Genomic DNA, 22503 nt, shown 5'->3' with positions numbered 1-22503 from the left:
GCGCGCAGGGGCTACGCGCCCAGCACGGAAAAATACTCCTTCAACGCCGCGCGCTGCGTGCGCGTGGCATTGACCGGGGCGGCCGTGTCCTCGTAGCCCAGGGCCATGCCGCAGACCACCAGATGGTCGGCGGGCAGGCCCAGGGCCTGGCGCACCACGCCGGGGTACGAGGCCAGCGCGCCGATGGCGCAGGCGCCCAGGCCGCGCGCATGGGCGGCCAGCATCAGGCCGTGCAGGGCCATGCCCAGGTCCATGAAGCCGCCGCTGCCGAAGTCCTGCTGCAGCGTGACCACCAGCGCCGCCGGCGCATCGAAGAAACGGTAGTTGTGCGCGAAGTGCCGGGCGCGCGCGGCGGCATCGCCGCGCTCCACGCCCAGGCAGCCGTACAGCGCCTGGGCCGCCGCCACCTGGCGCTTGCGCAGCTGCATCGGCATGGGGCGCGGGAAGTAGGCGTAGTCCTCCTCCTCGGGCTGGCCGCTGGCGCAGGCGTGGCACAGGGCATCGGTCAGGGCCTGGCGCACGCCGCCCTGCACCAGCCAGAAATGCCCGGGCTGCAGATTGGCGCCGCTGGGTGCCAGCCGGGCGGTTTGCAGCAACTCTTCCAGCAGGGGCCGGGGTACCGGCGTGGACAGAAAGGCGCGCACGGAGTGGCGCGTGCGCGCCAGCGGTTGGTAGGTGTCAGTCATTCGGAGCCATTCCAGGCGCCCAGCAAGGTGGCGCTGCCCAGCCCCCCGGCGCCGGCCACGCAGGCCAGCGCCAGGGCCTGGGGCTGCGTGGCCGCCGCCGCCGCGCGGCGGGCCAGCGCGCGCACCAGGGCGATGGCGCCCGAGGCGCCAATGGGGTGCCCGCGCGCCAGCCCGCCGCCTTCGGCGTTCAGCGCCTGCCAGGGCAGGCCCTGGGCGGCGGCGAAGGCCAGTCCCTGCGCGGCGAAGGCATCGTGCAGCTCCACGGCGCCTAGCGCGGCCGGGGCGATGGCGTGGCGCTGCAGCAGCGCCAGCGCGGCCTGCTGGGCGCAAAGCATGGGCGCCTCGGGCGCGCCGCCCAGGGTGCAGGCGTCGCGCCAGGCGGCGCGCGGGCGCAGGCCCCAGCGGCGGCAGGCGGCCGGGTGGGCCAGCAGCAGCAGGGCCGCGCCATCGGCCCGGGGGGCGATGGCCAGGGGCGAGAGGCTGCAGTCCAGCCCCTGGGCGCTGGCGCGCTGGCGCACGGCGGGCATGCGCGCGGCGCGGGCGGGCGTTAACGCGCGCGGATAGGCGTCGTGCGCCAGCCCGGCCACGGGCACGATTTCGGCCTGCTGGGCGCTGCGGTGGCGGCAGGCCTGGGCGTGGCTGTGCAGGGCGTAGGCGTCCTGCGCGCTGCGGGCCAGGGCCTGCAGCGCGGCGCTGTCGGCCGCGGCGTCGAGCATGTCGGGGTCGCGCGCGGGCCAGGGGGTGAAGGCGGGCTGCTCGTAGGGCTGGGGTGCCTCGGCGCCGCGCGGGCGGTGCATGCGGATGGGGGCGCGGCTCCAGGCTTCGGCGCCGCCGGCCAGCACCACCTGGGCCTGGCCCAGGGCCAGCAGGCCGCAGGCCTGGGTGACGGCGTCCATGCCGGCGCAGCATTGCGTGTCCACGGTCAGCGCCTGGGTGCGTTCGGGCAGGCCGGCGGCCAGCGCCAGCAGGCGCGCCGGGTTGCCGCCCGCGCCCAGGGCGTTGCCCAGCACCACGGCGTCCACCGCATCGGCGGGCAGGCCGGCCTGCGCCAGCAGGTGCCGCACCAGCGGCGCGCCCAGGTCATGCGGCTCGCAGTGGCGCAGCGCGCCGCCGACGGGGGCCACCGGGGTGCGGACCCAGCCGATGATGGGCCAGCCGGCGTTCAGCGCCATGGCCGCAGCCTTTCGTCGGCGGCCCGCAGCGCCTGGGCCAGGGCGGCGTGGTCGGTCTTGCCGCTGCGCGTTTGCGGCCAGGGGCCTTGCCAGCACCACCACTGGCGCGGGGCCTTGTAGGCCTCCAGCGTGGCGCGGCACCAGTGGGCCAGGGCCAGCCCGTCGGGCAGCGCCTGGCCCGGGGCCACGGCCAGCACGGCATGCACGCGCAGGCCGCGCAGCGGATCGGGCAGGCCCAGCACGCTGGCCTGGGCGATGGCCGGGTGGGCCTGCAGGCGCGCTTCCACTTCCTCGGGGAACAGGTTCTTGCCCTGGGTGACGAGCATGCGGCTTTCGCGGCCGCACAGGTGCAGCAGGCCCTGGGCGTCGAGCCAGCCCATGTCGCGCACGCTCAGCCAGCCGTCTTCCTGCACGGCGGCCGAGCCGTCGATGGCGTGCACGTAGTCCATGAACAGCATGGGGCTGCGCATCCAGATGCGCCCGGGCTCGCCCGTGGCCACCGGAGTGTGGGGATGGTCGCCGATGCGCAGGGCGACGTTGCTGAACGGGCGGCCCACGGCCTGGGGTGGCGCGTCTTCGCAGGCGTCCATCCAGGCCACGTAGCTGGCTTCGGAGGCGCCGTAGAACTCCACGATGCGCGCAGCGGGGAACAGCCGGCGCAGCGCGGGCGTGTGCTCGCGCATCCAGCGCGCGCCGCTGATGAGCACCAGCCGCACCTGGGGCACGGGGGCGCATTGGCGGCGCTGCGCCAGCTGCAGCATCAGCAGCAGCTGGCTGGGCACGGCCACCAGCACGGTGGCGGGCGCGCTGGCCAGGTCGTGCAGCGTGCGTTCGGCGGAAAAATGCGCCTGCACCACGGCGCCCGCGCCGGTCCACAGCCCCAGCATGGCGCCGAACAGGAACAGCGAGTGCGTCATGCTGCCCGGCGCCACGATGCGGCCCGCCATGGCCGGGCCGAAGTCGCGCAGGCTGACGCGAAAGCTCTCCACCCACGAATCGTGGTGGCGCCGGAACCCCTTGGGCATGCCGGTGCTGCCGGAGGTGAAGCCGATGTAGAACGGCGCCCGCCCGGGCGGCATGGATGCCGGCGGCGGCAGTGCGCCGATGGCCGCCTGCACCGACGCGGCAATGGGCGCGGGCCAGGCCGGGTCGCCGATGGCGCCGCAGCGCCCGGACGCCAGCACGCCCAGGAATTCCACCAGCGTCTCCACCACGCCCAGCGTGCGCGGCAGCAGCACCGTGGCGGGGGCCTGGGCGGCCTGCAGGGCCTGGGCGCGCTGCTGCACGCGGGCATGCAGCTCGGCAAACGTCAGGTGGCCCGTTTCATGGGCCAGGGCGATGGCCCCGGGCCGCTGCCCGGCCCAGTGGGCCAGCGGCGCGTGCACCTGCTGAAACGGCGGCGGTGCGCTCATGCGCGGCCGCCCATGCGCCAGTCGGGCAGGGCCTTGGCGACGGTGTGCACCACCAGCGCGCACAGCACGCACTTGACCAGGTCGCCGGGCACGAAGGCCAGGTCCACCATGAACGCCTGGCGCAGCGGCATTTGGGCCAGCGCCACCAGGCCGGCAATGCCCAGCGCGTGCAGGAACACCAGCCCGCCCAGCACCGAGGCCGCGAAGGCGCTGGCGGCGGCGCGCAGGGGCGTGCCGGCGGGCAGGCGGGCCATCAGCGCGCCGGTCACGCCCGCGGCGAATGCGTAGCCCACCAGGTAGCCGGCCGACGGTGCCATGAACACGCCCAGGCCGCCCCGGCCGCCCGACAGCAGCGGCAGCCCGGCGGCCACCGCCAGCAGGAACAGCGCCATGGCCTGGAAGCCGCGCCGCGCGCCCAGCAGGCAGCCCGCGAGCATCACGCCCAGCGACTGCAGCGTGATGGGCACGCCGAACGGCAGGTCGATCTTCGGGATCAGGCCCATGACCGCCATCAGCGCGGCAAACAGGGCCACCATGGACAGGGATTGGGCGCCGTGGCGGTTCAGGCTGGGGGTCATGTGGAAAATCTCCTGGTGATACGGGTCGAAGGTGTTTGGGAAGGCATGCGCATGCCCGGCCCGCAGCGGGTGGCTGGCGCAGCCCATGAAACCGGCGCGCCCCAGGCCAGCGGACGCCGCGCAAGGGCCGCCCCGCCGCGCGGGCGTCGTCCCCCTTCCCACGCGCAGCGTGAGAGAAGGGGGAAGCGGCGCAGCCGCTCAGGGGGTTGTCGCTTCATCCCAGGCGCACGAACAGCGCATCGCCCACGCGGCGCGCGGTTTGCAGCATCTGCACCGTGAGCGGCGCGATCAGGCGCTGCCCTCCGGCGCGCCCGGTGCGCAGGCGGTGGGCTTCGTCCAGCTTCTGCCACTGCACGAAGAAATGTTCGGTGAAGCGCAGCATCAGCGCCAGTTGCAGCGACAGGCGCGCGGGCTGCACGCCGAGCGGGCGCAGCGGCGCCAGCAGCCACTCCAGCACGTCCACCAGGTCGCCGCTGCGCGTGGTCACCGTCAGCGCCACGCCCAGGCTGGCGGCGCAGGCCAGCCGCAGCGCGCTGGTGGCGGCCAGCGCCCAGTGGCCCATGGCGGCGTGGAAGGCGGCCACGAGCGCGGCGCCGACCAGCACCGACACCATCAGCCGCCGCGCCGCCCGCGTGGCCGCGCCCAGGCTGGCGTACACGGCGGCGCACAGCACGGCGGCCGCCGCCAGCATCCAGGGCTGGCGCAGCGCGAACAGCAGCGTGCCCAGCAGCGCCAGCGCCAGCAGCTTGGCGCCCGCGCGCCAGCCGTGCAGCCAGGTGGTGTATTCGCTGTACAGGCTGCCCATGGGTCAACCCTCCAAGGCCCGCGCCCAGGCTTCGTAGGCCGCGCAGACCACGGCGCCGGGGCCGTCGGCGCGCACCTGCCCCTGCTCCAGCCACAGCACACGCGGGTAGGCGCGCACATGCTCCAGCACGTGGGTGGAGACGATGATCTGCTGCGGGCTGGCGGCCATGTCCGCCGCCAGGCGCATCTGGCCGGGCAGATCGAGGCTGGCGTAGGGCTCGTCCAGCAGCAGCACGCGCGGCCCGGCCAGCAGCATGGCCAGCCAGCACACCCACTGGCGCTGGCCCTGGCTCAACGCGCCCACGGCGCGCGGCCCCCAGTCGGCCAGGCCGCGCGCCTGCAGGAACTGCCGCACGCCGGCCTTGGCGGCGCGGCGGTCGGCGCCGTGCGCGCTCTGCCAGGACAGGGCCAGCTCTTCCTCCACGGTGGGGAAGATGATCTGGTCGTCGGGGTTCTGGAACATCAGCCCCACCTGGCGGCTGGGCGCGTGCACCGCCTGCCCCTGCCAGGAAACCTGCCCGTGCTGCGGCGGCTCCAGCCCCGCGAGCATGCGCAGCAGGCTGGTCTTGCCCGCGCCGTTGCGCCCGACCAGGCCGATGCGCGGCTCGTCCAGCGCCAGTTCCAGCCGGTCGAACACCTGGGTGGCGCCACGGCGCAGGCAAACCTGCGTCAGCCACCAGCCCTGGGCGGGCTGGGACGGTGTGGCGGCGGCGTGGGTGTCTTGCTTCATTGGGGCCGGATTCTAGAAAGCCGCGCCGTTTTTGTGCCGTGCCCAGCGCAAAAAAGCGGGTTGCAAAACAATGGCGGCAAAAGATCGCAACTTTGGATGGAAAAGACCGAAGTTGGCAGCGCCTTAACCGAAGTAGCAGCACACCCAAAAACCCCACATTGATTCGCCGCCATCACACACCCAACAGATGGCAACTGCATGCAAGTCACAGCAAATGCCACTGGGAGATCGGCGGTGATGGCGAGGGCTCCTGGCATGCGCGCCCAGCGCCCTTTTCCTTGGGCACGCCAGGCACATGGTGCATTTCAGGCAAAAAAACGCCTCCAGCCCTTGCCAGTCAAGCGCTGGCAGCTATCTTTCCGAGAGCAGATCGACCACGCTGCGTTGCCCCCCTGGCGTTTCGCGCCGCTCCTCGACGCGGTGGTTCACCAGCTTCTGGAACGTCAGGTGCTGGCGCGTATCGGTGTGGCGCCGGGCGCTGCGCAGTTCGTTCTTCACGGTCTCGATGGTGGTGGTGGCGCTGTGACGGTCGTCAACCTGGTACAGGTCGTAGTTGCCGCCCTCGGTATCGAGTGCGCTGCCGTTGCGCCCGCGCAGGTAGCGCGCCTGCAGGCGTTCGGATTGCGTCTGGACGATGCTGCGCCGGCCCTCCGCGTCGGCGCGCCCCGCCTCGGTCTTCTGCTCCACGCTGTAGGCGGTGTGGCTCCGCTCGTTGACGAAGCCCCACTGGTTGGTGCGCTCGGCATCGCCATCGAAGTGCGCCTCGAAATCCACCAGCCCGCTCACCAGGGCCTGGGCCCGCGCCAGCACCGGGTCGGGCAGGGCCGCCGGGGCTGCCGCAGGCGCAGCGCCATGCATCTGCGCGAAGGCGCTCTTGAACAGGGCCACCAGGTTCTCGCCCGCGCGGCCGCGTGCGGCGGCGGCGTCGATGCGCCGCAGGTGCTCGGCAATGGCCGCCTGGCGCTGCTGCGCGTTGCCGGTCAGGGGCGTGGCGGCGTCCAGGCGCATGTCCATGCGGCCCTCGGCGCCCTGCAGGGCGAGCGCGCTGCCGCCGTCGCCCAGGCGCAGGGAGAAGGAGGACAGCGCGGCACGCGCCTCCGGGTTGACCACGCGCAGCTCCACGCTGGCGAGCACGCTGCGGTCGAAGGCGAGCAGGTCCGCCATGTCGAGCGCCGGGCCCCGGGCCGCGCCCAGCCCTTGCAGCACCTGCTCCAGCCCGCCGGACAGCGCCGCCAGCGCCGCGCGCCCGGTGTCGTCCAGCGCGCCGGAGCTGGAAATTTCCACCTGCATGCCGGCCACCGCGCCTTGCGCCGTGCCGGGGTTGAGGGCGATGCGCAAGTCCACCGTCTGCCCCGCGCGGGTCTGGACCTGCAGGCTGACCGTGGCCGCGCCATCGGCCACGCAGCGGAACTGCGCGTCCAGCGGCTGCGCGGCGTCGGGCCGGCCCAGCCGGGTCTGCTGGTAGTCCGTGCCGGTGGCGGCCAGGTGCGCCAGCAGCGCGCCGCCCACGCCACGCCACTGGGCCGCCAGGCCGCTGCCGGAACTGCGACTGCTGCGCTCCATCAAGGCGCTCACGGCGTCCCCGGCAGGCCCAGCCCAGGCTGCCGCGGGCGGGGACCAGGGCGCGGTGGCGGGCCGGGCGTACACCACGTCCGGCGTGGCGGCCGAGGCGGTGAACTGTGCGGAGGGTTGCGGCGCCGAAGACGGCATGGGCAGCGGCAGCGCCCCGGCCTGCGCGGCCGCCCGGGCAACGGCCAGGCTGGCGGCAGATGCCGTGCCAAGGCCGGCGGCGGAGAGCGTCGTCATGCGCGTGTGTATCGGCAGTCCGGCGCGCTTCTTGAGCGGCGCTCGCCTGTTCTTCCCTGCGAGTCTTAAAAAACAATAGCGCCTTGCGCTTGTCTGCCGGGCGTTTCAGATGGTTTTCATATCGAAACCACCACGCAGACCGCGCCAGCAGCTATCTTTCAAGGAGCATCACTGCCGCCACGGCAGGCCATGGAAACGCCAGCCGCCGAGCCTGCCGCGCTGCGACCGGGCGTCGGCGTCGCCCTCGAAGCCTTCGAGGATGTTGTAGGCAGCGATGCCCAGCTCCGTGGCGCGCCGCGCGGCGGCGACCGAGCGCACGCCGCTGCGGCACAGCAGCACAGCCTTCATGCCGGCGGGCACGGCGGCGCGCAGCTGCACGTCGAAATCCGGGTTCTGCGCCATGCCGGGCCACTGCTTCCAGGCCACCGCGGCGGCGCCCGGCACGTAGCCCACCCAGGCGCGCTCGGCGTCGGTGCGCACGTCGATCAGCACGGCCTCGCCGGCCCGCACCCACTGCCAGGCCAACTGCGGCGAAACGTCGCCCGCATAGCCCTCGGCGGGGCGCGGCGTGGCGGCGGAGGAGGAGGCGGAATCGGTGGTCATGGCGGAGCGTCGTGAAGGTAGAGGTGGAGGCGGCCAACGCCGGATTCTGACCGAATCCGGCGCCGCGCCCGCGCTACTCCCACGGCGGCGCGGGCTGCTCGCGCAGCTGCTGGCGCAGGCGGCCGTAGTCGGGCACGACCTCGGCCACGGTGTCCCAGAAGCGCGGGCTGTGGTCCATCACACGCAGGTGCGAGAGCTCGTGCGCCACCACGTAGTCGATGATGGCCGGGCGGTAGTGCAGCAGGCGCCAGTTCAGCGCGATGGAGCCGTCGGCGCGCGCGCTGCCCCAGCGCGTTTGCGCGCTCGACAGGCGCAGGCTGCGCCAGCGCACGCCCAGCAGCGGCGCGAAATGCTCCAGCCGCGCCGTGAAGTGCGCGCGCGCCTGGTGCTTGAACCAGGCCTGCGCGGCGTCGCGGATCTGCGCGTCCTGGGCCGCATGCGCCAGCCCCAGGTACAGGACGGGGCCGCCGCCGTCCGGCCCCGCCAGCATGCCGCGGCGCTGCTGCGACGGGTCGAGGCGCAGGGTCAGGGCCTCGCCCAGGTACGGCAGCGTGGCGCCGTCGGCCCAGGCGATGCGCGCATCGGCCTGGCGGCGCTGGCGCGCGCTGGCCTCGCCAAGCTTGCGCAGGATCCACGCGGCCTTCTCCTGCAGCGCGGCATCCACCGCCGCGAGCGTGACCCAGCCGGGCGCGCGCACCGCCAGGCCGTCCGGCCCCACGGTGAAGCCGATGGTGCGCCGCCGCGCGCGCTGCAGCCGGTAGGCCACGCGCACGCCGTCCAGCAGCACCTCGCGGCTGGCCTCGGGGTGGCTGAAAACGCCCGCGCCAGGGGGGGCCGTGGGCGCGATGCGGCGGCTGCGCGGCGCAGGCACAGGCGTGGGAGCGGGGGCGGACGCGGCGGGCTGGGGCGCATCCAGCCAATCGAACACCTGCTGCAGCCAGGCGGGCATGTCAGCGCACCGGCGTCAGGCGTAGGCTTCAGGGTCGAGGCGGCGCATTTCCGCCTCGATCCACGCCTCCACCTCGCGCATCACCTCGTCGGACTTGCGCCCGGCGCAGTCGATGGGGCGGCCGATCGACACATCGACCACGCCCGGCGTCTTGACCAGGGCCTTGCGCGGCCAACACTTGGCCGAGGTGACGGCCACCGGCACCACGGGCACGCCGGCCTCGATGGCCAGGCGCGCGCCGCTGCTCTGGTAGGTGCCCTTTTCGCCGCGCGGCATGCGCGTGCCCTCGGGAAACATGATGACCCACACGCCCTCGGAGAGCAGCTTCTTGCCCTGCTGGATCACGCGCACGAAGGCGCGCGCGCGCTGCGCGCGGTCGATGTGGATCATGTCCAGCCGGCCGATGGACCAGCCAAAGAACGGGATGTAGAGCAGTTCCTTCTTGAACACGTAGGCCAGCGGGTGCGGCATGATCGCCGGCATCAGGAAAGTCTCGAAGGTGGACTGGTGCTTGACCAGCAGCACCACGCCGTCGCGCTCGCCGCGGGGCAGGTGCTCCATGCCGGTGACGCGCGTGCGGATGCCCATGATGACGCGCGCGCTGTCCACGCTCAGCGCCAGCCAGGCGCGGGCGATGCGGTACAGCTTCGGGCCGCGCCAGCCCAGCAGCGAGGCCAGCAGGATGGCCAGCGTGTAGGGCACGACGGTGATGGCCATCCAGAGCAGGTGGAGGAGGGAGCGGATCAAGGACATGGTTTGAAGCGTTTTTGGCCTCCAGCGCTTGTCCAGCAAGCGCCAGAAGCTCTTATTTCAATAGCAATCAAGCCCCGGGGGCCGGCGGCGCGGGCGCCAGCAGGTGGTCGGCGAAGGCCTGCAGGTCGGCATGCGCCAGGGCGCCCTCGGGCACGCCGGGCGGCAGCGGCTGGCCGGGCACGTGGCTGGCCGACTGGCCGGTGCACACCAGGTGCAGTTGCGCCCCGATGGCCGCGCCCGCCTGCAGGTGCTCGGCGGTGCTGCCGGCCACGCGCAGGTCGCGCGGCTCGACGCCGTAGCGCTCGGCGATCTGCGTGAGCAGGCCCGGCGCGGGCTTGCGGCAGTGGCAGCCGTCGTCGGGCACGTGGGGGCAGTAGAACACGGCGTCGATGCGCCCGCCCTGGGCGGCGAGCTGGCGCAGCATCTTGGCGTGGATGGCGTTGAGCGCCAGCACGTCGAGCAGGCCGCGCCCCAGGCCGGGCTGGTTGGTGGCCACCACGACGTGCCAGCCGGCGCGGTTGAGCCGCGCCACGGCCTCCAGCGCGCCGTGCTCGGCCTGCCACTCGGCGGGGGTGGTGATGTACTCCTCGCCCAGCTGGTTGAGGGTGCCGTCGCGGTCCAGGATGATGATTTTCATGGCCGGCCCCTGCGGGTGTCAGGCGAGGCGGGACAGGTCGGCCACGCGGTTCATGGCGTCGTGCAGCGTCTTGAGCAGGCCCTGGCGGTTCAGGCGCAGGTCGAGCTGCTCGGCGTTGACCATCACGTCGTCGAAGAAGGCGTCCACCGGGGCGCGCAGCACGGCCAGGGTCTGCAGGCTACCGGTGTAGTCGCCCGCCAGGAACTGCGCGTTGGCCTCGGGCACGAAGCGCTGCAGCGCGGCGTAGAGGTCCTTCTCGGCCTGCTCCTGCAGCAGTTCCGGGTTCACGTGGGCATCGACCTCGCCGGCCTTCTTGAGGATGTTGGTCACGCGCTTGTTGGCGGCGGCCAGGGCCGGCGCCTCGGGCAGCGCGGCGAAGGCGCGCACCGCGGCCAGTTGCTTGGGCACCAGCGCCAGGCGCTGCGGGCGCAGGGCCAGCACGGCATCGACCTCCTGGGCGCTGTAGCCCTGCTCGCGCAGGCTGCCGGCCAGGCGGTCGTAGATGAAGTCGGCGAGCTGCGCCGAGGCGTCCTCGATCTTGCCGCCGAAGGCCGGCGTGGCGACGGCCAGCAGGGCCGAGAGGTCCAGCGGCAGGTCACGCTCGGCCAGCATGCGGATCACGCCCAGCGCATGGCGGCGCAGCGCGAACGGGTCGCGGTCGCCCGTGGGCAGGTTGCCGATGCCGAACATGCCCACCAGCGTCTCCAGCTTGTCGGCCAGCGCCACGGCCAGGCCGACGTTGTTGCGCGGCAGGGCGTCGCCCGCGAAGCGCGGCTTGTAGTGGTCCTCGATGGCATGGGCCACGTCGTCGGGCAGCCCGTCGTTGACGGCGTAGTAGCCGCCCATGATGCCCTGCAGCTCGGGGAACTCGCCCACCATGTCGGTGACCAGGTCGGTCTTGGCCAGCAGCGCGGCGTTGTCCACGCAGGTCATCAGGTAGTCCTGCACGACCTCGGCATCCTGCGTGCCGTCAATGCGGTGCTGCGCCGCCAGCGCCTCGAACAGCTGCGCGCCGATGGCCTTGGCGATGGCGCGCACGCGCTCCACGCGCTCGCCCTGGGTGCCGAGCTGGTTGTGGTACACGACCTTGGCGAGCTGCTCCACGCGGCTGACCAGGGTCTTCTTGCGGTCCTGGTCGAAGAAGAACTTGGCGTCGGCCAGGCGCGGGCGCACCACGCGCTCGTTGCCCTGGATGACGGCGCTGGCGTCCTGCGGGCTGATGTTGCTCACCACCAGGAACTGGTGCGTGAGCTTGCCCTCGGCGTCGAGCAGCGGGAAGTACTTCTGGTTGGCCTTCATGGTCAGGATCAGGCATTCCTGCGGCACGGCAAGGAACTCCTGCTCGAACTGGCACACCAGCACGTTGGGGCGCTCGACCAGGGCCGTGACCTCGTCGAGCAGCGCGGCGTCCTCGATCGGGCGCACGCCGCCGCCGACTTTTTCCGCGGCGGCCTGGAGCTGGCGCGCGATCTCGGCGCGGCGCTCGGCGAAGCTGGCGATCACCGCGCCCTCCTCGCGCAGTTGCGCGGCGTAGCTGTCGGCATCGCGCAGCGCCACGGGGCACGCAGCGGCCTCGAAGCGGTGACCCTGCGTCGTGCTGCCCGCCTGCAGGCCCAGCACCGCCACCGGCACCACGCTGGCGCCATGCAGCGCCACCAGGCCATGGGCCGGGCGCACGAAGTTCACGCTGCTCCAGCCGTCCTGCAACTGGTAGCGCATCACCTTCGGGATGGGCAGCTTGGCCACCGCTTCGTCCAGCGCCTTCTGCAGGCCCTCGGCCAGCAGCGCGCCCTTGGCCGTGCTCTCGAAGTACAGCACCTCGGCCTTGCCGTCGTGCACGCGCTGGAGGGCGGGCACGGCGCTGGCATCGGCGCCCAGGGCGGCGAGCTTTTTCAGCAGCGCGGGCGTCGGCTGGCCGTCGGCCGCGAGGCCCACGGACACGGGCATGAGCTTTTGCGACACGGCCTTGTCGGCCGCCTGGGGCAGCACGGCGGTGATGTGCGCCGCGAGGCGGCGTGGCGAGGCGTAGGCGGTGCACTGCGAGGCACCGGTGGCCAGCCCCTGGGCGGCGAGCTGCTCCAGCAGCACCTGGGCGAAGGCGTCGCCCAGCTTCTGCAGGGCCTTCGGGGGCAGTTCCTCGACGAACAGTTCGACGAGCAGGTTGGATGGTGCGGTCATGGTGTTCTCTCTCCTGCTCAGGCAGCCTTCTTGTTCTGTTGTTCCGCCGCCTTGGCCAGTTCGGCCAGCACTTCGTCGGCGTGCGCCTTCGGCGCCATGGGGAAGCCCAGGCGCGCGCGGCTGTCCAGATAGGCCTTGGCCACGGCGCGCGCCAGGTTGCGGATGCGGCCGATGTAGGCGGCGCGCTCGGTCACCGAGATGGCGCCGCGCGCGTCCAGCAGGTTGAAGGTGTGCGCGGCCTTGAGCACCTGCTCGTAGGCGGGCAGCGCGAGCCGCTCGGCCATCAGGTGCTGGGCCTGCTTCTCGTGCGCGCCGAAGGCGGTGAAAAGAAACTCCGCGTCGGAATGCTCGAAGTTGTAGGTGGACTGCTCGACCTCGTTCTGGTGGTACACGTCGCCGTAGGTCAGGCCGTCGGTCCAGGTCAGGTTGTAGACGTTGTCCACGCCCTGCAGGTACATGGCCAGGCGCTCCAGGCCGTAGGTGATCTCGCCCGTGGCGGGCTTGCAGTCGATGCCGCCGACCTGCTGGAAGTAGGTGAACTGCGTCACCTCCATGCCGTTGAGCCAGACCTCCCAGCCCAGGCCCCAGGCGCCGAGCGTGGGGTTCTCCCAGTCGTCCTCGACGAAGCGAATGTCGTTCTTCTTCAGGTCGAACCCCAGCGCTTCGAGCGAGCCCAGGTACAGCTCCAGGATGTTGGCCGGCGCGGGCTTGAGCACCACCTGGTACTGGTAGTAGTGCTGCAGGCGGTTGGGGTTCTCGCCGTAGCGCCCGTCCTTGGGGCGGCGGCTGGGCTGCACGTAGGCGGCCTTCCAGGGCTCGGGGCCCAGGGCGCGCAGGAAGGTGGCGGTGTGCGAGGTGCCAGCGCCCACCTCCATGTCGTAGGGCTGCAAGAGGGCGCAGCCCTGCTCAGCCCAGTACGACTGCAGCTTGAGGATGATTTGTTGGAAGGTCAGCATGGCCCGGAGATTCGTTGGATGGAAGGGCGCAAAAGCGCGCGAACCCGCCATTTTACGGGCCGCGCCCCGCCCCGTGATTTATGAATAAAAAAGGCCGCCAGCGCTTATGCAGCAAGCGCTGACAGCTCTTCTTTCAGGAGCGCATCACGCCGCCCAGCGCCGCAGCACCAGGCTGGCGTTGGTGCCGCCGAAGCCGAAGCTGTTGGACAGCACGTGGGTGAGCTGCGCATCGCGCGTCTGCGTCACCAGCGGCATGCCGCCGAGCAGCGGGTCGGGCGTCTCCACGTTGGCCGAGCCGGCAATGAAGCCCTTGTTCAGCATGATCAGGCAGTAGATCGCCTCCTGCACGCCCGTGGCGCCCAGCGAGTGGCCGGTGAGCGACTTGGTGCTGGAGAACGGCGGCACGGCGTCGCCGAACACTGCCTGCATGGCGCGCACTTCCTGCATGTCGCCCACGGGTGTGGAAGTGCCGTGGGTGTTGATGTAGTCGATGGGCGCGTCCAGCCCCTCCATGGCCTGCTTCATGCAGGCGATGGCGCCGTCGCCCGAGGGCGCGACCATGTCCTCGCCGTCGCTCGTGGCGCCGAAGCCCACGACCTCGGCCAGGATGGTGGCGCCGCGCGCCTGGGCGTGCTCCAGGCTTTCCAGCACCACGGCGCCGCCGCCGCCGGCGATGACGAAGCCGTCGCGGTTCGCGTCATAGGCGCGCGAGGCTTTCTCGGGCGTGGCGTTGTACTTGCTCGACATGGCGCCCATGCCGTCGAACAGCAGCGACATGCCCCAGGACAGCTCCTCGCCGCCGCCGGCGAACATCACGTCCTGCAGGCCCCAGGCAATCTGCTGCGCGGCCGCGCCGATGCAGTGCGCCGAGGTGGAGCAGGCCGAGGTGATGGAGTAGTTGATGCCCTTGACCTTGAAGTTCGTCGCCAGGCAGGCCGACACGGTGGAACTCATGCAGCGCGTGACCTGGTACGGCCCGACGCGGCGGATGCCCTTCTCGCGCAGCGTGTCGGCGGCCTCGATCTGGTTGGCCGGCGAGCCGCCGCCCGAGCCCATGATGAGGCCGGTGCGCGGGTGGCTGACCTGTTCAGGGGGCAGGCCGGCCTGGGCAATGGCGTCTTCCAGCGCAATCTGCGCGTAGGCCGCCGCGTCGCCCATGAAGCGCAGCTGCTTGCGGTCGATGCGCGCTTCGATGTCGATCTCGGGCACGCCACCGACCTGGCTGCGCAGGCCCAGCTCGGTGAACTTTTCCACCGCCTTGATGCCGCTGCGGCTCGCGCGCAGCGCCGCCTCGACGGTCGCCAGATCGTTGCCAATGCAGGACACGATGCCTGCGCCCGTGATGACTACGCGCTTCTTGGTCATGCCGCTTCCTTAGCCGGGTCGCCCTCGCGCAGGAACAGGCCCACGCGCAAGTCGTTGGCGACGTAGATTTCCTTGCCGTCGGCCAGCAGGCGCGCGTCGCCGATGGCCATGTTGAGCTTGCGCTTGATGACGCGCTTGATGTCGATCTCGTAGGTGACGAGTTTCACGTCGGGGCCCACCTCGCCGGTGAACTTGACCTCGCCCGCGCCCAGTGCGCGGCCGCGGCCCGGCAGGCGCAGCCAGGTGAGGTAGAAGCCGATGAGCTGCCACATGGCGTCCAGCCCCAGGCAGCCGGGCATGACCGGGTCGCCCTGGAAATGGCAGTCGAAGAACCACAGGTCGGGTTTGACGTCGAGTTCGGCCACGATCCTTCCGAGCCCATGCGCACCGCCATCGCTGTCGATGTGCGTGATGCGGTCGAACATCAGCATGGGGGGCAGCGGCAGGCGCCCGCTGTCCGGGGTGAACAACCGGCCCTCGCCCGAGGCGATCAGTTGTTCGTAGGAAAAGGATTCAGCCATTGTCAGTTGTGCTCCGAAGGGGCGGCTGCGCCGCCACGATACCAATACCAAGAACCGGATAGTGTGCCGCAGGAACCGCGGCGCGGCGCCAGGACGCAGGCCCCTATTATCGAAGCAAGACGTGGCGCACGCGCCACAAAATCCCCCGAATGCGCTCGGCGCTGCGATGGATCAACGGCGGCGGCGCCACCAGGCCAGCGCCACCACGGCCAGCCCCAGCCCCCACAGCGGCGCCAGGCCCGCGCGCGCCACCCAGCGGGCGAAGGGCGTCAGGCCCGTGCGCCCCTGAACCTCGCCCAGCAGCACGCCCCGGGTGTGCGCAGGCAGCCGCTGCGTGACCTGGCCCCGGTGGTCGATGAGGGCCGTGGCCCCGGTGTTGGTGGCGCGCACCATGGGGCGCTCGAACTCCAGCGCGCGCATGCGGCTGATGGCAAGGTGCTGGTCGATGGCGATGCTGTCGCCGAACCAGCCGATGTTGCTCAGGTTGACGAAGATCGTCGGGGCCTGCTGCGGGTCGGCGAAGCGCGCGCCCAGTTCCTCGCCGAACAGATCCTCGTAGCAGATGTTGGGCGCGATGCGCTCGCCCGCCCAGGCCATGGACGGCTGCCCCAGCCCGCCCCGGTTGAAGTCGCCCAGCGGGATGTCCATCATCTCGGTGAACCACTTGAACAGCGGCGGAATGAACTCGCCGAAGGGCACGAGATGGTGCTTGTCGTAGCGGTAGGGCTCGATGGCCCCGGGCACCCAGCCCAGCGCCGAATTGGTGTAGCCCTGCGTGAAGCTGCCCAGCGGAATGCCCACCAGCGCCGCCTGCGTCCCGTCCAGCGCGCTGTAGCGCGAACGCAGTTGCTCCAGGTAGCCCGGCTCCAACTGCTGGGGCAGCAGCGGAATGGCGGTCTCGGGCGCCACCACGAGCCGCGCCCGTGCGGCGCGCAATTCCTGCCCGTACCAGCGCAGCGCCAGGGGCACGCCCGAGCCGGGCTGGAACTTCTCATCCTGCGGAATATTGCCCTGCAGCAGCGCCACGCCCAGGGGCGGCGCTGCCTCGGGCTCCGGCGCCAGGGCGCGCTCCCGCCCGTCCGCCGCGCCCCAGAGCACCAGCGCCAGCGCACCGGCCCCGAGCCAGGCACGCAGCCGCAGCAGATCCGCGGGCCGCGCCTGGGCCAGCGCCATGGCCAGCGCGGCGGCCAGGGCGCCCACGCCGTACACCCCGCCCCAGCGCGCCAGCGCGGCCAGCGGGCCGTCGGCGTGCGCGTAGCCGCCCGCGCCCCAGGGGAAGCCGGTCCACAGCACGCCGCGCGCCAATTCGGCGAGCAGCCAGAGTGCTGCGAAAACAATAGCTGCAAGCGCTCGCCCCTTGGGCCTTAGAGCCAAAAAACACCATGAAGCGACGGCGTAGTACGAACCGAGAAACGCCGCCAGCCCCAGCACCGCCAGCGCCGCCAGCGGCGCCGCCAGCCCGCCGTAGGTGTGCATGGAGATGAACAGCCACCAGAACGTGCCCACCAGCCAGGCCGTGGCGAAGAGCCAGCCGCGCAGCGCCGCGCCCAACGCACCTGGCGCGCGGCGCAGCAGCCAGGCGAAGCCCGCCAGGGACACGATCTGCAGCCACCACAGCGGCTGGCCCGAGCCCGGCCAGGCCAGCGCCAGGGCCTGCGCGCCGCCCGCCGCAAGAAGGGCCGCGGCAAGGGCCACAGCGGGGGCCGCGGCACCGGCCGCGCCGCGCCGCATCAGCGCGCGCGGTCCGCGGCTTCGCCGGCGGGCACAGGCGCCACCTTGAACCAGCGCACCGCGCCGCCCTTGGTGTGCAGCACGACGAAGCGCAGCCCGGCCAGATCGGTCTGCTCGCCGCGCTTGGGCACATGGCCGATCTCGTGCGCGATCAGGCCGCCGATGGTGTCGAAATCCTCTTCGGGGTCACTGCTGCGGATGGTGACGTTGAAAGCCTCGGCCACGCGCTCCACCGGCGTGTCGCCCGACACGCGGTAGGTGTGGTCGGCCAGGCCGAAGATGTCGCCCTCGTCCTCGGCGATGTCGAATTCGTCCTCGATCTCGCCGACGATCTGCTCGATCACGTCCTCGATGGTGATGAGCCCGGCGACACGGCCGAACTCGTCGATGACGATGGCCTGGTGGTTGCGCGTGCCGCGGAACTCGCGCAGCAGGTCGTTCAGGCCCTTGCTCTCGGGCACGAACACAGCGGGGCGCAGCAGGGTGCGGATGCTGAGGTCCGGCGAACGCTGCAGCTTGAGCAGGTCCTTGGCCATCAGCGTGCCGATGATGTTCTCGCGCTCGCCCTGGTACACCGGAAAGCGCGAATGCGCGGTGCCGATCGCCAGGTGCAGGATTTCCTCCAGCGGCGCGTCGATGTTGACGATGTCCATGCGCGGGGCCGCCACCATCACGTCGCCGGCGGTCATGTCGGCCATGCGGATCACGCGCTCCAGCATGACGCGCGAGTCGGCGCCGATGATCTCGTTGTCCTCGGCCTCGGCCAGGGTTTCGATCAGTTCGGCGCGGGAATCGGGGCCGGGGTGGATGAACTCGGCGACCTTCTGGAAAAACGAGCGTTTGTCTTCCTTTTCAGGCGCTCGCGCAGGAGAGGGCTCAGGCACAGTCTTGGCGTGCAGGACATGCGGTGGTGGAACAAGCCGCCAAGGATAGCGGATTGCCATGACAGCGCGGCGGCAACCCGCCGCCGGGGGCTACTCGGCGGCCTTGTGGCGGCCTTCGCGCACGCCCTGGCGGATTTCCTGCAGGTGCGCCAGGAAGTCCCAGAACTGCTTGGCCTGCTTCTTGAGCGAGTAGTCCATCTCGGCGAACTGCTGCTCGACGATCTGCGCCATGCGCGAATCCAGGTTGGCGGGCGGCAGCTGCAGGTAGGCCTCGGACTCGCTGCCGTCGCGCTCCACCGTGGCGCCGGCGTTGCGCGCAATCTTCAGCATGGCGGTGTTTTCCGACAGCGCGTGGATGAACAGCATGTTCACCCCATGGTTGCGCGCATGCATGACGGCGCGGTCGAACAGGCGCGCGCCGTAGCCGCGCCCGCGCGCCCGGCTCAGCACCGAGACGCCGAACTCCGCGCACTGCTGGTGGCCCGGCTGGTCGGCGTACGCGACATGGGCCATGGCCACCAGTTCCAGGCGGCGGTTGAAGATGCCGAAGATTTCGTCGCGCTCGAAGTCGAGCTGCTGCGCATAGCGGCGCACCTGGTCGTCGTTGGCCGCGTAGCCGAAACGCAGGTAGCGGTCGGACGGCTCGAGCGCCAGCAGGTGGTCCTCGATACGCTGGCGATGCTGCGCGCCCAGCGAACGGATAGGCACCATCAGGGGCACGAGCGAGGCATGCTCCTGGTGCGCGCGGCCGCCTTCGGTCAGCGGCTGCATCCAGTGGCGTCCGGCGTCGTAAGAGGCTTTGATCCAGTCTTTGGTAGCGATCATCATGGGCACGACTATAGGGTTTTCACCTAGAGTCATCCAACTATTTGCTGCAATGCAACAAAAAACGTAAGGCCATTCACGGCGCGGCGCCGCCGTGGTGGAGCGAAGCCGCAGCGTTGCCCAGCCCGGAGTCCGCCACCAGAGGGTTTATACGGGGATGGCCGTGGTCGCCTTGACCCGGTCGAGCACGAAGCTGGTCTTGCAGTCCTGCACGCTGGGGTGCTTGAGCAGCGTGTCCATGATGAAGCGGCTGTAGTGCGCCATGTCGGCCACCACCACGCGCAGCAGGTAGTCCATCTCGCCGGTGAGGGCCGCGCACTCCACCACCTCGGGCCAGGTCTGCACGCTGGCGCGGAACAGGTCCATGGGGTTGCGCTTGTGGCTCTCAGTGTGCTTTTCCAGCCGCACGTTAAGGTAGGCCGTCAGCCCCAGCCCCACGGCCTCGGGCGGCACCAGGGCCACATAGCGGGCGATGACGCCGCCCTCCTCCAGCCGCCGCACCCGCCGCAGCACGGCGCTGGGCGAGAGGCCCACCTGCGCCCCGATGACGTCGTAGGTTTCACGCCCGTTGTCCTGCAGGCAGCGCAGGATGGCGCGGTCCAGTTTGTCCAGTGCGGTCATCGGGCGACTCTAGCGCATCGGGGCGGCGGCGCCGCGCACCGGGTAAATCCCAGGACTTGGCCGAAGCCGTTGCCCCAAAAATAGTCCTCCGAAAAACGCACGGTCGTTCGTTTTTCGCAAAACAACCACCAGGAGACATTCATGACCGATTTATTGCGCCGCGCGCTGCGCGGCTTCGTCGTTGCCTGCGCCGCGCTGGCCCTTTGGCAGGCCGCGCACGCGGGCACCGCCACGCAGACGCGCTACCCCATCGTGCTGGTGCACGGCCTGTTCGGCTTCGATTCGGCGCTGGGCATCGACTACTTCTACGGCATTCCCGACGCGCTGCGCCGCGACGGCGCCAAGGTCTACGTGGCCCAGGTGTCCGCCGCCAACAGCACCGAGGTGCGCGGCGAACAGCTGCTGGCGCAGGTGAAGAACATCCTGGCGCTGTCCGGGGCGGCCAAGGTCAACCTGATCGGCCATTCGCACGGCGGCCCCACGGCCCGCTACGTCGCGGGCGTGGCGCCCCAGCTCGTGGCCTCGGTCACCTCCGTGGGCGGCGTCAACCGGGGCTCGCGCGTGGCCGACATCGTGCGCGGCGTGGCCCCCGCCGGCAGCGTGAGCGAGGCCGTGGCCAACACCGCCGCCAAGGCGCTGGTCAGCCTCATCAACGTCGCCTCGGGCGGCACCGGCCTGCCGCAGATGCCCACGGCCGCGCTCGACTCCCTGAGCACCGCAGGCTCGGCGCGCTTCAACCAGCGCTTCGGCGCCGGCGTGCCCGGCAGCGGCTGCGGCAGCGGCGCGGAACAGGTGAACGGCGTGCGCTACTACTCGTGGACCGGCACGCGCACCGCCACCAACCTGCTCGACCTGAGCGATGCGCCGCTGGCCCTGCTGGGGCTGGTGTTCGGGGAGGCCAACGACGGGCTGGTCTCGGCCTGCTCCTCGCGCCTGGGCAAGAGCCTGGGCGACTACGCGCAGAACCACCTGGACGAAGTCAACCAGCTCCTGGGCCTGCGCGACTGGTTCGCCACCGACCCGGTGACGCTGTACCGCGAGCACGCCACACGCCTCAAGGGCCTGGGACTGTGACGCGCCGGGCGTGGGCGTGGACCGGCGCCGGCATGCTGGCCGGCGCAGGGGTGCTGTGGTGGTGGCTGCCGGGCAGCAGCCCGGCCCCTGCCCCGGCAGGCCCCGCGCCCGCCGTGGCCGGGGCCGCAGGGTCAGCGCCCATGGCCGGCGCCACCCCGGCCGGCCCCGGCCCGGCCAGCCCGCAGGCCCTGCTCACCCCCGGCCTGCGCGACGCGCTGGAGGCGCTGCTGCACGCGGCGGGCCCCGCCAGCGACCCGCAAGCCCTCAAGGCAAAGCTGGGCGCGCTGGTGGCCCAGCACTTTCCGCCCGCGCTGGCGCAAAGCGCGCTGGCGCTGGCGCGCCGCTACGTGGACTACCGCGTGGCGCTGGGCCAGCTCAAGCCCCCGGCCGACCCGCTGGACCCCGACGCCCTGCGCGGCGCCATGGCGCAGCTGCGCACGCTGCAGCTGCAGCACTTCAGCGCCGAGGAGTACGACGCCCTGTTCGGCGCACAGCTGCAACTGGACCAGTACACGCTGGCCCGCCTGGACATCGAACGCCAGTCCCACCTCTCCGCGGCGCAGCGGCAGCAGGCCCTGGCCGAGGCCGAGGCCCTGCTCCCGCCCGCGGCGCGCGCGGACCGCGCGGCCTCCGTCGCCCACGTGGATGCGGCGCGGCAAACCGCCGCCTTCGACGCGCAGGGCGCCGACGACGCCACGCGCCTGGCGCAGCGCAGCGCCCTGTACGGCACCGAGGCCGCCGAACGCATGGCACGGCTCGACCATGAGGAACGCGACTGGAACGCGCGGCTGGACCAGTACCGGCAGGCCCTGGGCCAGGGCCTGGACGACGGCGGCCTGCAGCAGCTGCGCGGCAGGCTGTTCACCCCGCAGGAGCAGCTGCGCATCGACGCGGCGCTGGCCCTGCGGGCGCAGCAGGGCCAGGCGGCGCCATAGAACACACGCAGCAAAAAGCGCAATGCACTGACATTGCGCAAAATTCCTGCAAAACATCGCACGCCAGCGGCATATTTCGCGCAAATGCTGATCTCCGTCATCCTTACAGTGGGCAGCAGAACCCCAACCACACGGAGACACCATGAACGCCGCCCTGCCCGCCACCGCCACGAACGCCACCGCCGCCTGGGACAACCCCATGGGCACCGACGGCTTCGAGTTCATCGAGTACGCGGCCCCCGATCCGCAGGCCATGGGCCAGGCGTTCGAGCGCATGGGCTTCAAGGCTGTGGCGCGGCACCGCCACAAGAACGTGCTGCTGTACCGCCAGGGCGAGATCAACTTCATCATCAATGCCGAGCCCGACTCGTTCGCCCAGCGCTTCGCGCGCCTGCACGGGCCGAGCGTGTGCGCCATCGCCTTCCGCGTGCACGACGCCAAGGCCGCCTACGAGCGCGCGCTGAACCTCGGCGCCTGGGGCTATGCGGGCCAGGCCGGCCCGGGCGAGCTGAACATTCCCGCCATCAAGGGCATCGGCGACAGCCTGATCTACCTGGTGGACCGCTGGCGCGGCAAGAACGGCGCACAGCCCGGCGACATCGGCAACATCGGCTTCTTCGACGTGGACTTCGTGCCGCTGCCGGGCATCGGCACCGAGGAAATGCTCGCGCCCCGGGGCCACGGGCTGACCTACATCGACCACCTGACGCACAACGTGCACCGCGGCCGCATGGTGGAATGGGCCGGCTTCTACGAGCGCCTGTTCAATTTCCGCGAGATCCGGTACTTCGACATCGAGGGCCAGGTCACGGGCGTCAAGAGCAAGGCCATGACCAGCCCCTGCGGCAAGATCCGCATCCCCATCAACGAGGAAGGCAAGGACAAGCCCGGCCAGATCCAGGAGTACCTGGACATGTACAAGGGCGAGGGCATCCAGCACATCGCCATGGGCTCGGACGACCTCTACGCCACGGTGGACGGCCTGCAGGCCAGCGGCGTGCGCCTGCTCGACACCATCGACACCTACTACGAGCTGATCGACAAGCGCATCCCCGGCCACGGCGAGGACGTGCAGGAACTGCACCGGCGCAAGATCCTCATCGACGGCAAGCAGGGCGCCATCCTGCTGCAGATCTTCAGCGAGAACCAGCTCGGGCCGATCTTCTTCGAGTTCATCCAGCGCAAGGGCGACGACGGCTTCGGCAACGGCAACTTCAAGGCCCTGTTCGAGAGCATCGAGCTCGACCAGATGCGCCGCGGCGTGCTCTGAGCCCGGGAGCCCC

Annotated in this window: 22 protein-coding genes; 3 read left to right on the top strand and 19 right to left on the bottom strand. The window is 71.4% G+C overall.

What is annotated here, in order from left to right; all coding sequences use genetic code 11:
- Positions 1–11 precede the first annotated feature (11 nt).
- From YS110_18110 to YS110_18020, 19 genes are all read right to left on the bottom strand, one after another.
- Complete coding sequence (locus YS110_18110; GenBank protein UJB66534.1) at positions 12–686, bottom strand: nitroreductase; 675 nt, start codon at positions 684–686, stop codon at positions 12–14.
- Positions 683–1858: an acetyl-CoA C-acyltransferase gene (locus YS110_18105; protein UJB66533.1), complete on the bottom strand. Its 1176-nt coding sequence runs from the start codon at positions 1856–1858 to the stop codon at positions 683–685. Before YS110_18105 ends, YS110_18110 begins: the two co-directional genes overlap by 4 nt.
- Positions 1849–3270, bottom strand: coding sequence for an AMP-binding protein (locus YS110_18100; protein ID UJB66532.1), 1422 nt, complete (start codon positions 3268–3270; stop codon positions 1849–1851). The genes YS110_18105 and YS110_18100 overlap by 10 nt, the downstream gene beginning before the upstream one ends.
- Positions 3267–3848: a biotin transporter BioY gene (locus YS110_18095; protein UJB66531.1), complete on the bottom strand. Its 582-nt coding sequence runs from the start codon at positions 3846–3848 to the stop codon at positions 3267–3269. Before YS110_18095 ends, YS110_18100 begins: the two co-directional genes overlap by 4 nt.
- 214 nt (positions 3849–4062) lie before the next feature.
- Positions 4063–4653: an energy-coupling factor transporter transmembrane protein EcfT gene (locus tag YS110_18090; GenBank protein ID UJB66530.1), complete on the bottom strand. Its 591-nt coding sequence runs from the start codon at positions 4651–4653 to the stop codon at positions 4063–4065.
- 3 nt (positions 4654–4656) lie between these two features.
- Complete coding sequence (locus YS110_18085) at positions 4657–5382, bottom strand: ABC transporter ATP-binding protein (GenBank protein UJB66529.1); 726 nt, start codon at positions 5380–5382, stop codon at positions 4657–4659.
- A gap of 351 nt (positions 5383–5733) precedes the next feature.
- Positions 5734–7188 (bottom strand): hypothetical protein, encoded by a 1455-nt coding sequence (locus YS110_18080; protein ID UJB66528.1) that lies wholly within the window; start codon positions 7186–7188, stop codon positions 5734–5736.
- Positions 7189–7356: 168 nt separating this feature from the next.
- Positions 7357–7791 carry a rhodanese-like domain-containing protein gene (locus tag YS110_18075; protein ID UJB66527.1) on the bottom strand — a complete coding sequence of 145 codons (435 nt, stop codon included), beginning with the start codon at positions 7789–7791 and terminating at the stop codon, positions 7357–7359.
- Between the two features lie 73 nt (positions 7792–7864).
- Positions 7865–8740 carry a M48 family metallopeptidase gene (locus YS110_18070; protein UJB66526.1) on the bottom strand — a complete coding sequence of 292 codons (876 nt, stop codon included), beginning with the start codon at positions 8738–8740 and terminating at the stop codon, positions 7865–7867.
- Between the two features lie 15 nt (positions 8741–8755).
- The gene (locus YS110_18065; protein UJB66525.1) at positions 8756–9493 is read right to left on the bottom strand and encodes a 1-acyl-sn-glycerol-3-phosphate acyltransferase; all 738 of its coding nucleotides are present in this window, start codon (positions 9491–9493) and stop codon (positions 8756–8758) included.
- Between the two features lie 67 nt (positions 9494–9560).
- Entirely contained in the window at positions 9561–10130 is a 570-nt protein-coding gene (gmhB, locus tag YS110_18060; GenBank protein ID UJB66524.1) for a D-glycero-beta-D-manno-heptose 1,7-bisphosphate 7-phosphatase, read from the bottom strand.
- 18 nt (positions 10131–10148) lie between these two features.
- The gene (locus tag YS110_18055) at positions 10149–12308 is read right to left on the bottom strand and encodes a glycine--tRNA ligase subunit beta (GenBank protein UJB66523.1); all 2160 of its coding nucleotides are present in this window, start codon (positions 12306–12308) and stop codon (positions 10149–10151) included.
- A 17-nt stretch (positions 12309–12325) separates the two neighbouring features.
- Positions 12326–13264: a glycine--tRNA ligase subunit alpha gene (gene glyQ / locus YS110_18050; protein ID UJB66522.1), complete on the bottom strand. Its 939-nt coding sequence runs from the start codon at positions 13262–13264 to the stop codon at positions 12326–12328.
- Between the two features lie 144 nt (positions 13265–13408).
- Positions 13409–14629, bottom strand: a complete 1221-nt coding sequence (gene fabB / locus YS110_18045) for a beta-ketoacyl-ACP synthase I (GenBank protein ID UJB66521.1) — start codon at positions 14627–14629, stop codon at positions 13409–13411.
- The gene (fabA, locus tag YS110_18040) at positions 14626–15150 is read right to left on the bottom strand and encodes a bifunctional 3-hydroxydecanoyl-ACP dehydratase/trans-2-decenoyl-ACP isomerase (protein UJB66520.1); all 525 of its coding nucleotides are present in this window, start codon (positions 15148–15150) and stop codon (positions 14626–14628) included. Before fabA ends, fabB begins: the two co-directional genes overlap by 4 nt.
- A gap of 171 nt (positions 15151–15321) precedes the next feature.
- A complete protein-coding gene (lnt, locus tag YS110_18035; protein ID UJB66519.1) occupies positions 15322–16881 on the bottom strand; it encodes an apolipoprotein N-acyltransferase in 1560 nt (519 codons plus the stop codon).
- Positions 16881–17765, bottom strand: a complete 885-nt coding sequence (locus tag YS110_18030; GenBank protein UJB66518.1) for a CBS domain-containing protein — start codon at positions 17763–17765, stop codon at positions 16881–16883. The genes lnt and YS110_18030 overlap by 1 nt, the downstream gene beginning before the upstream one ends.
- A gap of 90 nt (positions 17766–17855) precedes the next feature.
- Positions 17856–18590, bottom strand: coding sequence for a GNAT family N-acetyltransferase (locus YS110_18025; GenBank protein ID UJB67512.1), 735 nt, complete (start codon positions 18588–18590; stop codon positions 17856–17858).
- 147 nt (positions 18591–18737) lie between these two features.
- Entirely contained in the window at positions 18738–19211 is a 474-nt protein-coding gene (locus tag YS110_18020) for an Lrp/AsnC family transcriptional regulator (protein ID UJB66517.1), read from the bottom strand.
- A 141-nt stretch (positions 19212–19352) separates the two neighbouring features.
- On the opposite strand from YS110_18020, the gene YS110_18015 reads away from it, so the two are divergent.
- From YS110_18015 to hppD, 3 genes are all read left to right on the top strand, one after another.
- The gene (locus YS110_18015) at positions 19353–20285 is read left to right on the top strand and encodes a triacylglycerol lipase (protein ID UJB66516.1); all 933 of its coding nucleotides are present in this window, start codon (positions 19353–19355) and stop codon (positions 20283–20285) included.
- 140 nt (positions 20286–20425) lie between these two features.
- Positions 20426–21220 carry a lipase chaperone gene (locus YS110_18010; GenBank protein UJB67511.1) on the top strand — a complete coding sequence of 265 codons (795 nt, stop codon included), beginning with the start codon at positions 20426–20428 and terminating at the stop codon, positions 21218–21220.
- Positions 21221–21362: 142 nt separating this feature from the next.
- Positions 21363–22490 carry a 4-hydroxyphenylpyruvate dioxygenase gene (hppD, locus tag YS110_18005; GenBank protein ID UJB66515.1) on the top strand — a complete coding sequence of 376 codons (1128 nt, stop codon included), beginning with the start codon at positions 21363–21365 and terminating at the stop codon, positions 22488–22490.
- Positions 22491–22503: the final 13 nt, after the last annotated feature.

Origin of the sequence: Acidovorax sp. YS12 (assembly GCA_021496925.1) — a bacterium.
Taxonomy (GTDB): domain Bacteria; phylum Pseudomonadota; class Gammaproteobacteria; order Burkholderiales; family Burkholderiaceae_C; genus Paenacidovorax.
This window is presented reverse-complemented; position numbering and strand designations above follow the sequence as displayed.